General features: G+C 39.4%; 15 protein-coding genes and 1 pseudogene. 3 read left to right on the top strand and 13 right to left on the bottom strand.

The annotated features are described in order from the left end of the window. Positions 1-96: 96 nt before the first annotated feature. The 6 genes from QFZ73_RS02500 to QFZ73_RS02525 all read right to left on the bottom strand — a co-directional run bounded on the left by QFZ73_RS02500 (position 97) and on the right by QFZ73_RS02525 (position 5,911). Positions 97-2,037 carry an FtsX-like permease family protein gene (locus QFZ73_RS02500; protein ID WP_251428110.1) on the bottom strand — a complete coding sequence of 647 codons (1,941 nt, stop codon included), beginning with the start codon at positions 2,035-2,037 and terminating at the stop codon, positions 97-99. Further along, the gene (locus tag QFZ73_RS02505) at positions 2,015-2,791 is read right to left on the bottom strand and encodes an ABC transporter ATP-binding protein (protein ID WP_251428107.1); all 777 of its coding nucleotides are present in this window, start codon (positions 2,789-2,791) and stop codon (positions 2,015-2,017) included. The genes QFZ73_RS02500 and QFZ73_RS02505 overlap by 23 nt, the downstream gene beginning before the upstream one ends. A gap of 97 nt (positions 2,792-2,888) precedes the next feature. Then, positions 2,889-3,950 (bottom strand): sensor histidine kinase, encoded by a 1,062-nt coding sequence (locus tag QFZ73_RS02510; protein ID WP_307262558.1) that lies wholly within the window; start codon positions 3,948-3,950, stop codon positions 2,889-2,891. Then, positions 3,947-4,654 carry a response regulator transcription factor gene (locus QFZ73_RS02515; RefSeq protein ID WP_307262561.1) on the bottom strand — a complete coding sequence of 236 codons (708 nt, stop codon included), beginning with the start codon at positions 4,652-4,654 and terminating at the stop codon, positions 3,947-3,949. The genes QFZ73_RS02510 and QFZ73_RS02515 overlap by 4 nt, the downstream gene beginning before the upstream one ends. A gap of 97 nt (positions 4,655-4,751) precedes the next feature. Further along, positions 4,752-5,207 carry an SMI1/KNR4 family protein gene (locus tag QFZ73_RS02520; RefSeq protein WP_251428100.1) on the bottom strand — a complete coding sequence of 152 codons (456 nt, stop codon included), beginning with the start codon at positions 5,205-5,207 and terminating at the stop codon, positions 4,752-4,754. Between the two features lie 491 nt (positions 5,208-5,698). Beyond that, the gene (locus QFZ73_RS02525; RefSeq protein WP_307262568.1) at positions 5,699-5,911 is read right to left on the bottom strand and encodes a hypothetical protein; all 213 of its coding nucleotides are present in this window, start codon (positions 5,909-5,911) and stop codon (positions 5,699-5,701) included. Positions 5,912-6,402: 491 nt separating this feature from the next. Here QFZ73_RS02525 and QFZ73_RS02530 point away from each other — a divergent pair, with 491 nt between their 5' ends. Together QFZ73_RS02530 and QFZ73_RS02535 are read left to right on the top strand one after the other, a co-directional pair. Next, the gene (locus tag QFZ73_RS02530) at positions 6,403-6,840 is read left to right on the top strand and encodes a helical membrane plugin domain-containing protein (RefSeq protein ID WP_307262571.1); all 438 of its coding nucleotides are present in this window, start codon (positions 6,403-6,405) and stop codon (positions 6,838-6,840) included. A 39-nt stretch (positions 6,841-6,879) separates the two neighbouring features. Further along, positions 6,880-8,061: an NAD(P)/FAD-dependent oxidoreductase gene (locus QFZ73_RS02535; RefSeq protein WP_307262574.1), complete on the top strand. Its 1,182-nt coding sequence runs from the start codon at positions 6,880-6,882 to the stop codon at positions 8,059-8,061. A 90-nt stretch (positions 8,062-8,151) separates the two neighbouring features. Here the strand turns inward: QFZ73_RS02535 and chbG are convergent. From chbG to QFZ73_RS02570, 7 genes and pseudogenes are all read right to left on the bottom strand, one after another. Continuing rightward, a pseudogene (gene chbG, locus QFZ73_RS02540) lies at positions 8,152-8,881 on the bottom strand (chitin disaccharide deacetylase). Continuing rightward, a complete protein-coding gene (locus QFZ73_RS02545) occupies positions 8,878-10,221 on the bottom strand; it encodes a 6-phospho-beta-glucosidase (RefSeq protein ID WP_307262577.1) in 1,344 nt (447 codons plus the stop codon). The pseudogene chbG and the gene QFZ73_RS02545 overlap by 4 nt, the downstream one beginning before the upstream one ends. After that, positions 10,218-10,565 (bottom strand): PTS sugar transporter subunit IIA, encoded by a 348-nt coding sequence (locus QFZ73_RS02550; protein ID WP_063232121.1) that lies wholly within the window; start codon positions 10,563-10,565, stop codon positions 10,218-10,220. The genes QFZ73_RS02545 and QFZ73_RS02550 overlap by 4 nt, the downstream gene beginning before the upstream one ends. A 16-nt stretch (positions 10,566-10,581) precedes the next feature. Further along, positions 10,582-10,995, bottom strand: a complete 414-nt coding sequence (locus QFZ73_RS02555; RefSeq protein ID WP_307262580.1) for a PTS transporter subunit EIIC — start codon at positions 10,993-10,995, stop codon at positions 10,582-10,584. Continuing rightward, a complete protein-coding gene (locus QFZ73_RS02560) occupies positions 10,955-11,098 on the bottom strand; it encodes a hypothetical protein (RefSeq protein WP_307262583.1) in 144 nt (47 codons plus the stop codon). The genes QFZ73_RS02555 and QFZ73_RS02560 overlap by 41 nt, the downstream gene beginning before the upstream one ends. Positions 11,099-11,146: 48 nt before the next feature. Then, complete coding sequence (locus QFZ73_RS02565) at positions 11,147-11,917, bottom strand: PTS transporter subunit EIIC (protein ID WP_307262587.1); 771 nt, start codon at positions 11,915-11,917, stop codon at positions 11,147-11,149. 4 nt (positions 11,918-11,921) lie between these two features. After that, on the bottom strand, positions 11,922-12,230 hold the full coding sequence (locus tag QFZ73_RS02570) for a PTS sugar transporter subunit IIB (RefSeq protein ID WP_307262591.1): 309 nt from the start codon (positions 12,228-12,230) through the stop codon (positions 11,922-11,924). A 287-nt stretch (positions 12,231-12,517) separates the two neighbouring features. Between QFZ73_RS02570 and QFZ73_RS02575 the strand changes: the two genes are divergently transcribed. After that, the gene (locus tag QFZ73_RS02575) at positions 12,518-13,234 is read left to right on the top strand and encodes a GntR family transcriptional regulator (protein ID WP_307272546.1); all 717 of its coding nucleotides are present in this window, start codon (positions 12,518-12,520) and stop codon (positions 13,232-13,234) included. Positions 13,235-13,379 lie beyond the last annotated feature (145 nt).

Raw genomic sequence — 13,379 nt, forward strand, 5'->3', positions numbered from 1 at the left:
TCAATACTGAAAACGCCATTTCAATAAGAAGATCTCCTGGATTAAAAAAATGGAATCAGAGCCTGATCCCCTAATTCCATTTACATATAATAGGTTTTATTTAATCGAATTGATGACTGCCAGCTCATACATCTTTTTAGTTACTTGATAATAAAGCAGTTGAAAAAGAAAATACGTTGCGATGACCATAGCCGAATAGCCAAACAAATTGGATCCCAATAAATTGCTTAATGCCACGTAGGCGACTATGGCATGAATCATCCCTATCAGAAAAGGAGCGAAAAAGAGGATGCGTATTTCCGCACTTAAAATTTGCCGTATTTCTTTTTTTGTCAGTCCCAATCGATGAAGGGCATGAATTTGGATTTTTTTATCTTCTAAATTTGTAAAAACTCGCAGATACATCATGCTCCCTTGGACGATAAAGAATAATAAACTGACAAACAAGCCGATAAAAAGAATCAACATGCTTCCCTGTTTCATCTCTTGATAAACCGGAGCTCTTGTTTGCAATTGATTATGGTCAGGATGATTAGACATTTTTTCTATTTTACTAGATATTTCCACTGATTGTTCCCAATCTTTAACTTCATACCCTCGTACTCTTACCATGTCTTTTAAAGGCACATCAGCAGTGATTTCATGGTACAGCTGATCATCGATCACCATCAGCGTCGTTGCTGCCTTTACGGGTGCGACTATGGATTGGTTGCGCTGACCGGCCATTGTTACCTGTATGATTTGTTTTCCATAGTGAAGCTCCTTTTGTTCTCCCTTTTGGACGAATTGATAGTCCAGTCCCCCATAAGGAAAAATGTATAACGCTTCTTTTCCAGATAGCTTTACCGGATCAATTTTTCGCAATGCAGCCGCATTGTTATAATCACTTTCCGAGACTAATAATGACCTATTTTCATTGGATTCTCCCGTTCTCATATGGGGTAATATGTGGGTAATGGGCACACCTGTCATATTTACTTCGTAAAGGATTTTGAATCCATCTTCCTTTAATGCTTTCTCTACTGCGGAGGGTTCAATAACGGAATAAATAGAAGCGTCATTTTCCACCCAGCCAATTGATTGCGGAATGTTATCCATCCCTTGCTTTTTTAAATCTGCTCTGAACATGAAAAGTGTTCCTGCAGCTGTCAAAATCACGGCTGTAATGATCGAGGTCAAAAAGAATAACCTTGAATAGTCCTTAATATTAAATATCAGGTTTGTTTGAGTAATTAAATTCGTTCCACCATATAAGCTTTTCTTCTTCCGGTAAAGCCTGCTGCAAAGAGCGACAATGCTTTGGCTGAATAAAAAATAGGTGCCGATCAGTACGAAGAATAAAATGGGCATTACTCGAATATAAGAATTGTTTAACGACATCGTTCCAGTCAAATAATATGAAATGCTTAAGCAAACTGCTGATAATGCAATTAACCACTTTGAAACGAAAGGCGTCTTTTTTGGTTTTTGTTTATCTTTTAGTAAATCGACTACCTCTGCATTACCAATGTGGAACAATGAAAGGAGCGATAATAGCTGAAATAGCAAAATGAAACCGACAATCGTATAAACAAAGGCCTCAGGGACAAAGACAAACGATATTGGTTGCTCTACAGACAGTAACCATGAAACTGCCATTAAGAATAACTTGGAGAACAAAAAGCCCAAGCCTACCCCAATCAGGATAGATATGAGGGAAACCATCGTTTGCTCCAGGTAAATCAGTTTTCTAAGTTGGGATTTGGACATTCCAAGCAGTGTCAGCAGCCCAAACTCTTTTTTTCGGGGCTGTATAAATGCTGCATTCGAATAAGCGATAAAGAAAACTGAAAATATGATGATCACTATTTCAGCTGCAATGAGTCCCCTACTAATTAGCTGTCCCCCTGGGATATTCGCATGAACTACATCAGGATGAAAGATAAATGATGCGTAAATAAAAAAGATTGAGACGGAAAGGACAATACTGAAAAAATAAGCTAGATAGCGTTGTGCATTTCCTTGAATATTTCTCTTAGCGAGAAGTCGGATGTTCATGATAGATTCCTCCCAAAACGCTTAACGTATCTAAAATCCTTTGATGGAAGCTCTGTCTTTCCCCTCCGCTGTGAACCTCCGAAAAGAACTTTCCATCCTTTATGAATAGAATCCGGTCACAGAAGCTGGCGGCAGTCGGGTCATGAGTCACCATGAGGATGGTTGCTCCCTTTTTCTCCTGAAGTGTCGTGAGGGTATCCATTACCTGCTTGGCAGATTTGGAATCCAGATTACCAGTAGGTTCATCCGCTAAAATAATGGAAGGTTCATGAATCATCGCTCTTGCACAAGCCGTTCGTTGCTGCTGACCTCCGGAAATTTCAAAAGTCCGCTTTTCTAAAATCCCTTCTATACCAAGAAGGTTCGCCAACTGCTTTACCCTATTTTCCATTTCCTGCAGTTTATAATGATCTAACGCTAAAGGAAGGAGGATATTTTCGCGAACGGTAAGTGTATCAAGAAGGTTGAAGTCTTGAAAAACAAATCCAATTTCCCTCCTGCGAAACAATGCCAGATCCTGATTGTTTAATTCATTAGGATTTTGATCATTTAGAATGACTTTACCTGTGGTGGGCTTATCAATCGTGGCCATTAAGTTGAGCAGAGTGGTTTTCCCGCTGCCTGATGGACCCATCACTCCGACAAATTCCCCTTTCTGTACATTCATGGTGAAATTATGTAACGCTTTATGAAATAAATTCCCCTGTTTTTGAAAATAAGTTTTGGATAGTTGTTCCGCTTTTAAAATCGACATCCTGAATACCTCCCTTTCTTACCGTAAGTATAATGAATAAAACGGGAGGCTCCCATCGAAGTTTATTACATAATCGATTAACACCCTTACAATTCTGTCACCTTTCATGTAAGGTATTTGTCTTAAAAAGAAATTCCACAGTAGTCCCTTCGGATACAATCGATTGAATCGTTACGCCATGCCCAAGTCTGTTAACGATTTCCTTCACTAGATATAGTCCCATTCCGGTTGACTCTTGTTGGACTCGCCCGTTCTCTCCAGTAAAAAATGGATCAAACACTCTCTTTAGATCATGTGGAACAATTCCAATTCCCTGATCTGTTATCCTAAGGAAAATCTCCGACTCTTTTTTAACAATGTTGAACGTTATGCTGTCATGCTTTTCCTGCCTTGAATACTTCAGTGCATTAAAGACCACCTGACTAATGACGAAGTGGAGCCACTTACGATCCGAATGCACATATACATTCTCAAGCTCCGTTTCAAGCCTGGGATATATGAACCGATTAATGAACTGTTTCTTTTCCTCGTTAATCACTTGCTTGACTAGATTAATTAAGTCAACCCGCTCCGATTTTACATCCTCCGAAAAACGCTGCAGCCTTGCTCCATGTAATATAATTTCCAGCCCTCTGCGAAATCGATCATTTTCTTCTTCTATCTCTTTAAGATAATCCTTCATCGGCTCATTCGAAAATGTCCTTTTGCCTTCTTGGACCAGTAAGGAAATTACTGAAACAGGTGTTTTCATTTGATGAACCCATTGATGAATCAACAGCTCATATTGCTCCTTCTGTTTGATTTGTTCTTGTAATTGTCCAATTGTTACCATGTTCATTTGTTGAAAAAGCTCCATCCACAACTTTTGTTCATTTGACAGGGGGGCCCTAAAAGCTTCGACATATTCAAACGACAAGCTCGGTTCTTGCTTCATCCTTGCTAATTGATTAAGAAAACGGTAGTGCCTTAAATAATCGCCCGCTAAAAATAGAAGCATCATAAACAACGCAAGAATAATTAAATAGATGATATTTGAAGCCGATATATGATTCCCCGCTTCCAGAACAGCTAATGCATAAGCAATAATAAGCAGGCTCACCATTAGAACGGTATAAAATATAAAATAAAGACGGTCTTTTATAAAGGATTTTAGCTTCACTCTTCTTCACCTTGCACTACTTTTAGTCGATATCCTTTTCCCCTGCTGGTTGTTATGGCATGCTTGACGCCAATATCCTCAAGTTTTCTCCGTACCCTTGTGACATTGACGGTCAATGTATTGTCATCAACAAATGAATCATCATTCCATAATGCTTCAAGTAAGTCTTCGCGCGAGACAATGGTGTCATACTGTCGGAGTAAACAACTCAATAATTTCAACTCATTTTGAGTTAACGTTACCTGATTGTCTTGATATTCGATCATCGCTTTTTCCGTATAAAGCGTTAATCCATCTATTTCCTTTATTTGTTGGTGGAATGAATATATTTCAGCATATTCACCATAAACCCTACGTAGGACACTCTTTATTTTCGCTAGTACCACTTCCAAATGAAACGGTTTTGTTAAATAATCATCTCCCCCATATTCAATGGCCATGACTTGGTTCATTTCATCTGTCCTTGCAGAGATGAATATGATGGGAACCTTTGAAACCGTCCTTATTAGCCGGCACCAATGGAAACCATCATAATAGGGCAAATTAATATCCAATAAAACCAAATCTGGCTTTATCTCTTGGAACTCCGCAAAGACTTGGTCCAGTTGTTTCACTTCAAAAACCTCATACCCATACCTTTTTAAATAATTGACCAAGATTCCAGCTATTTTGAAATCGTCTTCAATCAATAATATTTTATACATCTTTTTCTCCTCATTAACATGAAAATCCATTCTGACTTTTGAAATGACAATAAAAAACCTTGAATGGCATGAGCCAATCAAGGGGATTCAAATAAAATTAGATTTCCTCCGGGACTTTCAATCCCTCAATGAAGGATTTAAAGCTCGATGCAACTTTATAAATATTTTCATCCTGACTTGATGGATCCGAATACCAACCCTGATCCCAGAAGAAAACTCCCTTTTCCTCTTCGTTATTTATCAGCAAGATTTTACCTGCACATGTATCATTACCTATTATAATGCAATTCTTATGTAACTCTTTCCTATTTTCTTCATGCCATTTCTGTAAATCCAGTTCTTTATCTTGAAGCTCTAATCCATAAAGTACATTTAAGCAAACGAGTGTGTCTAATCCATCTACATAAAACTTACTGTTTTGAACCGCAGTTGTGCCGCCGTTATGCGTAAGGAGAAATTGTTTATAATCTGCAGGGATTTCAAAACCCACATATTCCTGAAAATTATTCACTGCTTCTTGTGTCGCTTTGCCATATCCTGTAATATTAACCATTCTATCACTCCATTTCAGTTTATTGTAGCAAAATCAATTGATAATCTTATTCTGTAAGCCTGCTAATAAAATGGTCAGGTCCTCCACTCCATTACAACTCTGGTAATCTAAACTTTTCTTTTCTTTTCTTTTCTTTTCTTAATGGAGATCCTTTAAAGATAAATTATTCATTTACTTAGAAAATAATACTTTTTTTAAATATTTTAACATAATTTTACTATTCTTTTCAGTATTTTCTGATATTTTTTTTGACAATTTTGTTGCTTTTCATTAAGAACATAGCTTTTTTAAAAAAAGAGTTTTTGTCGAAAAATCGTATAATTAGTAGATAATTCAGGTGTTTTCGATGATATATCTCCATTTCCGAAGATATTTTCCGATCTCGCAGATAGATGAAGCTTAGCATTATTCATTCTTCCTTATAATATTCAATAAAAAAGGCGCCCAACCATCATCTTCGGTTGTGCGCCATGAATAAATCCCATTACATCTCAGACAATTTTATAGTCATCATAGGTAATTAATAACCTGCTCATAGAAACTGTCTCAGCACGCAGCTTATTCTTATCACGACAATAAGCAATGATGGAACTATTGGGAATTTTAGCTGTACAATTCCATTTACTGAATTTTTCATTATACCTAGAGGATATTTCGATAATCTCACCACGTACCTTTAACATCCTGCGTTCTACCAAGGGCATCATCTCCAATTCCGATAATATTATTTACCCTAAATCAGATAAAATATTCTTGAGTCTCATTCAGGCATGGCATATTCAAAGATTATGGACATTATAGCAAAACAAACATACATGCAAAACAAAAGATGTTTACATATTCACGGATTAATCGCTGCCCGTAGACGGCGTTAATAGTTTGGACAATCTAAAGATCTTATTTAGGAAATGACAAGGTTGTTCCTCTTAAAAATGCGGTGAATCCCAATCGTAATCTTATAGGATGCCTCAAATAACCCTCGTAATTTAAGGTATTATAACCAGAATAATCTTAATATTTTTTTGGAATATTAAGATAAATCATAAAACCCAACTAATAACTCTTAATTATGACGATTAAATTATATTCGTATCACAAAAGAAATATTTGAAATTAAGAGATTAGAGTCGTATGATTAGTAGTATCGGCGGAAAACACATAAATCAAAATAATTAAGTTTAAAGGGGAATTAGATATGGTAGATGTAGTCTCAAAACCTGAACATGAAACACTTAATATTTCTGCAAACCAAGAACAATTGGATATCCTAGATCAGCTTTTAAAGCCTGAGGTTCAGGAATCATTGAACACTTTAGTTGAGCAGTTACCAAAACTGACTGAGTTAGTGAATATTTTAACAAAGTCTTATGATTTCGCTCAATCGGTAGCGACTGATGATGTTTTGAAAAATGATACGGTCAGCGCCATTTCGGAGATCGCGACACCTGTAGTCGATTCAGTGAAAGGGCTTGCGGCTAATGCCATCGAAGCCAAGGATCGTGCTGAAGTGAATAATGATGTGATCGGTCTTTTTGGTCTGTTAAGGATGATGAAAGATCCGCAAGCACAAAAACTTTTCCGTTTCGCCCAAGCTTTTCTTGAAGTCTCTTCAGAACGTAAACACCAAAAATAATTTGATAAACTTTCAATCAGTAAGGACGGGGGATTAACTATGTCAAAACAAATCGTCATCTTAGGTGCAGGTTACGCGGGATTACTATCTGCCTTATCCGTACGTGAATATTACAATAAAGATGAAGTTCAGGTTACAGTGGTGAATCAATTTCCAACGCACCAAATCATCACCGAATTGCACCGTCTTGCAGGCGGATCCATTTCTGAACAAGCCGTTTCCATTCCTTTGGAAAAGCTTTTCAAAGGAAAAGATATCGACCTTATCATTTCCAAAGTGGAGTCTTTCTCAGTCGATAACAAAGAAGTGAAACTTGCCAATGGTTCCACTTTATCTTATGATGCCCTGGTTGTTGCTTTGGGAAGCCAAACAGGATTCTTCGGCATTCCGGGACTTGAGGAAAACAGCATGGTCTTGAAATCCGTAAATGATGCAAACAAGATTTACAAACATATCGAAGATCGCATCCGCGAATATGCACAAACGAATAATGAAGCGGACGCAACCATCGTGATCGGCGGCGGCGGATTGACGGGCGTCGAGTTAATCGGTGAAATCGTGGATCATTTCCCTAAAATCGCCAAAAAGTTCGGAGTGGACTTCAGGGATTTGAAAATCAAGCTTGTAGAAGCTGGTCCAAAAATCCTTCCGGTCCTGCCTGATCACTTAATCGAACGTGCGATGACAAGCTTGGAAGCACGCGGCGTTGAATTCTTGACAGGTCTGCCTGTAACGGGTGTTAAAGGAAATCAAATCGAATTGAAAGATGGACAAACGATAACTGCCAATACGCTGGTTTGGACAGGCGGAGTTGCGGCTCTTCCTATCGTAGGCGAATCAGGCCTTGAAGTGGATCGCGGCAAAGCAACCGTTAATGAGTATTTGCAATCCAAATCGCATAATGACGTTTTCGTTGTCGGGGACAGTGCCGTTGCTTTCCCTCCAGAAGGCGGCCGTCCATACGCTCCTACTGCACAAAATGCTTGGCAAATGGGTGAGCTTGTTGGATACAACCTATATGCAGCCTTTGAAGGCAAGAAACTTGAAGAATTTTCACCTGTAAACTCAGGTACACTTGCGAGCCTTGGCCGTAAGGATGCGGTGGCAACCGTTGGGGCCAATAACACGTCCCTTAAAGGTCTGCCGGCAACATTGATGAAAGAAGCAAGTAATGTTCGCTATCTATCACACATCAAAGCCCTATTCAGCCTGGCTTATTAATTTTAAGATAAAGCACTCATTGAATTTAAAAGGACCATTCATCATTTGATGAATGGTCCTCTTTTGTAATTAAAAGGCTATTTAAAGAAATCAAATCTTAACTTGGTTGATGCTGAATCTAAGGAAAAAACCATCAGGTAATTTTGCATTTGTCAAAATCCGGATTTCTTTTAAGCGTTTATCATTATAAGAGGAGACTTCCATCAATTCTTCATCCATATAAGCAGGATGGGTCATTATCTCCACGCTCGACCCATCCATTACCCTCCCTTTCAAGTTTTGAAAGTAATTTTCAACCACCATTTCTCCATAAAAATCATCCAGGAATACATCTGTTACGGTTTGAATCCCAGCAAGGTGCTTTCCGGCATTACGCACTGGCAATCCATATTTATCAGACAGCTTTTTTATAACAGGCAGAAATGCTGTGATCCCGTGTACATGATGATGGCTGTCGAAATGAGTCGGAAATAGACCAAATTCCAAGAATCTTTCGATTTGTGCTGACCACTCCCTCTCCAATTCGTTCAAGGAAATACCAGCAGGATCCATATACCATCCCTTGCTTCTTAAAGAAACCAGATTCGTCTACTAAACTCGGAACATCACTCAATAAAGGTTTACCCCATGTCAGCACTAAATGTATACCTACCTTCAACGAAGGTGTCTTCTTTGCGATTTCAATCGCATGCTCCGTTGCTATCGCATTCATCATGATCGTTGCCGAATTGACAATTCCATATTTGTGGCTATCCAAAATCCCATAATTCACCGCTTTAGTTAACCCGAAGTCATCTGCATTTACAAGGACTTCAATCATGATAAATTATCCTGCAACTCCTTTTTTTCAAAAAACTGCGGCAGATAATCTTTATGTGCCTCCAGCATTTCGTCTAAGATAAGTTTTGCAACCCGGTCACTTGGAACGAGTGGATTGATCGTCATGGCAAGCAACGCAGTATCATAGTCCCCTGTAATTGCAGCTTCGATGGCTACCCTTTCAAAGGATTTGATTTGCTGAATTAATCCGCGGACAGCGACAGGAAGCTCTCCTACATTGATTGGTTTAGGACCATCCTTAGTTATCACGCAACTGGTTTCAATCGCCGAGCCGTAAGGGATGCCTTCAATCGCACCATGGTTTACGGTATTTACCGCTTGAATATCTCGCTTATCCGTATGCATCGAGCAAATCAACCGCACAGCCGCATCACTGTAGTACGCACCTCCGCGCTCTTCAAGCTGTGGCGGCTTGATAGCCAGATCCTGGTCTTTGTATAGCTCGAATAAACCAGCTTCAAGTCTTTGAACGACCTCTGCACGTGTTTCCCCTTTTTCTGCATCCTTCAATTCTTGGGCCAGCACATCTCCCGTTTTATAATAGTAGTTGTGGTATGGACACGGAAACAGGTTTAACGCTCTAAGGAATTCCGGTTCCCAGCCCATTGCATGGATATTCTTCATCGTGACGGCTTTAGCTGGATCTGTTATCAAATGGATGATTTGATCTTTGACACTCTCGCCATCAACGAATACATCCAAGCCGTAAACCATATGGTTCAAGCCAGCAAAGTCGATCCGGACTCTTGATGGCTCTACATCCATCAAATCCGCAACACCCCGTTCCATACCAATCGGTACATTGCAAAGGCCAATGATTTTGGAAATATTACTGTGACGCAGAACGGCTTCCGTTACCATGCCTGCAGGATTCGTGAAGTTAATCAGCCATGCTTCCGGACATAATTCCTCCATTTCATGAGCAATATCCAGAATGACGGGAATCGTTCTAAAAGCCTTGAAAAGCCCGCCTGGTCCATTCGTCTCTTGTCCGATCACTCCGTGTTTCAATGGAATCTTTTCATCAAGCGCCCTTGCTGCGAGCTGGCCAACCCGCAACTGGGTTGTTACATAATCAGCGCCTTTAAGCGCTTTCTTTCTGTCTAGCGTGAGATGGACTTCAATATTCACACCAGCCTTTTCAATCATCCTCCTTGCCAAATTCCCGACAATTTCAAGCTTTTCCTTTCCCGCTTCGATGTCCACGAGCCAAATTTCACTCACAGGAAGTTCTTCATGATATTTGATGAAACCTTCGATCAGTTCAGGCGTATAGCTCGAACCTCCGCCAATCGTGACAATCTTCAGCCCCTTGCTCATTCAGCAGTCCTCTCCTTCACAGCATCTGCATGTAAGAATTCTTCGCGTAGATCAATCATTTCAATTGCAAGATCCTTTATAGTCATCGCTGTCATTAAATGATCTTGTGCATGCACGAGGATAATGGGAAGATCAAAATGGTCCCCGCCCGCCTCAGCATGGATTAATTGGGTTTGGTATTTATGGGCTTGCAGTAATTCCGTTTCGGCCTCGGCTATTTTCACGCGAGCAGAATCAAAATTCCTTTTCTTTGCTTCCTGCATCGCTTCCATTGCAAAGCTTCTGGCATTCCCGCTATATAAAATCAATTGAAAGGATAGTTGGTATAATTCTTCTTTTTCCATTTTCATCACTACTTTCTTAAACGCTTAGCGTGTCTGAATCTTTTGTAAGCTCTGTTTTATTTTTGGTATCTATCTTCACTTGAGCATAAACGAATGGTAAATAAATCGCGGTTGAAATGACTAAGTTGATTGCAGCCAAGACCGCTCCAGACACATGCCCGCCTGTGGCCAGGAATCCACCCACAATCGGAGGGGTAACCCATGGAATCTTAGCAACGATCGGGAAAACCATTCCGCTGCTTACCGCGATATAAGAGATGACCGTTGTAATTACCGGGCCGAGAACAAATGGGATGAACCACATTGGATTCAGAACGATAGGCAATCCGAAAAGAATGGGTTCGTTAATCTGGAACACTCCCGGTGCCCCTCCGAGTGCAATCATCTGTTTATACCGTTTTCCGCCCAATGATAAGGCCCAATGTTGCACCAGATCCTCCTAAATAAACAAATGCATCCAGGAAAGAACCCGCCAATACCCCGTATTGGTCTATGTCTTTGACTCCTTTTGCATATAAATCGATATTTTTCACTCCCGAACTTTCAAAAAGCGGTGTCGTTATCCCGCCAAGGATATTGGGTCAATGCAAACCGATCATCCATAATAAATGAACAAGAAATACTAGTAAAATAGCGAATGGCAATGAATCTACTGCACTTTGTAATGGAGATACAATCACTTTACTCAGCCAGTCATTCAGTACCTGCCCATCCGTAACTTTACGGAATAGCAGTCCAAATACACCAGCGATAAAGATCGTTGCCATACCCGGCACTAACTTTGCAAATGAACGGGCTACCGCTGGGGGTACTCCATCAGGAAGCTTGATGACTAAATATTTCACTCGGGAAAGTCTCACAAAGATTTCAGTGGCTATTAAGGCAACGACAATTCCTGTAAATAGGGCTGTAGCATTAAAATAGTTCACACTTACAAAACCCCATGCCCCGCCTGTAACATCCTTATCAACAATAGTTAAAGTGACATTTCCGATTTGAGGTAATAATAAAAAGAAACAGGCTGCGGAAACCAGCATCGCTTCAAAACCATCGTCACCGTATGATCGTGCCAATTTATAAGAGATGCCGAATACAGCGAATACCGTCATGAATGCAAAGGTTCCAAACCAAATATCACCGCCCAGCGTATTCCATGCAGGACCGAAGATAGCCTCCATCATTCTTCCATAAGGCTTGATGACTTGCCCGAGATTATTAAACAGGACGGCGAATGACCCGATCATTGTAATCGCTATCATTCCAATCAATGCGTCACGAATCGCAAGCAAATGCCGGTTATTTCCTACCTTTACCGCCCCAGGCATAATATACTTATCAATAAAAGTCATCATATCCTTATTCTCCTTTTATTAAAGTAGTGGCTTGTTTTAGTACTTCTTCACCATTACATAGTCCATAGAACATTGGATTGATGGTTGCGACTGGAATTCCCTTTTCTTTCCCCGCTTCCTGTAACTTGGAAAGAAGATATCTAACCTGCGGACCTAATAAAATCACATCAGCCTTTTCTATTTCATTGTTCACTTCTGTAGAACCCACAGCCCATATATGGCATTCTATCCCTTGTTGTTTAGCGCTTTCCTCCATCTTGGTAACTAATAAACTAGTAGACATCCCTGCAGAACAACATAATAAGATATTCATTGAAATTACCCCCCTTTTTAATGATTGATTATTCAGTATTTTCGATAAGCTAAACAGCATTTATATAATAATGGATGTTACTTTGTTTTATCACTTCCCTTGAAAGGATATATGAAATGGGTATTATTACCTCCATACATACATTGTAGTTACAAATCGAAAAAATATCAACACAATTTTTAATTTGTTATTACAAATTTGTGAATTAAAGTTGATTATTGAACTTATCCGAGATAATCTATATGTATATAATGGGAATGAACTTAGGAGGAATCACTGTGGAGACCATGAATAAAGAAGCGGCATTGCATTCCATAGTTAAGGAATCGATTATCGATCTCATAAAAAATGGAGAATATCAAACAAATACAAAATTACCGACTGAGGCCGAATTTTGTAAAATATACGGAGTAAGCAGGACAACAATTCGCACGGCCTTACAGCAATTGAACGTCGAAGGCTATATCTATCGTGTTCAAGGCAAAGGTACTTTCGTTTCGGAGAATAAAGTGAAGCAATTTCTTACAAGCACGGTTGAAAAGTTCTCTGAGCAAGTCACGATGCAAGGAAAAAACCCTTCTACAAAGGTCATTAGCTTAAAGGTGATTGAAGCAAATGCTACCCTTGCCAAGCTTTTCAAACAAAATATTGGAGACCCCGTAAACAAACTGGAACGGATACGTTACGTAAACGACATCCCCCTTCAATATGAAATTGCCTATCTCCCTTGGTATAAAACACCCGGGCTTAATATCGAAGCCTGTGAAAAATCACTCTTTAATGTACTTGAAACACAATTCAATTTAAAAGTAAAAAAAACGGTTGAACACTTGGAGTTTTCACTTGCCGACGATTCCATTTCTGATAAATTGGATGTACCAAACGGTTCACCTTGTTTTTCCTTAGAAACTTACACATATGAGAATGATGGATCGGTCATTGAATTCTCTAAAACTCTCTTTAGAGGCGATCGTGCACACTTTGTCATCGAGCGGAACTATTGATTATTAATAGATAAAATAAGACGGATGCCTTATTAATAAGGCATCCCATTTTTTTGTGCACTTTTTATACGGTATATTGATTCTAATTCGGAATGCTCTCACACCGAACCATGATTTTAAATGAAGACTTGTTTATCATTCATGT

It is taken from the genome of Peribacillus sp. V2I11 (assembly GCF_030817135.1).
Taxonomy (GTDB): Bacteria; Bacillota; Bacilli; order Bacillales; family DSM-1321; genus Peribacillus; species Peribacillus simplex.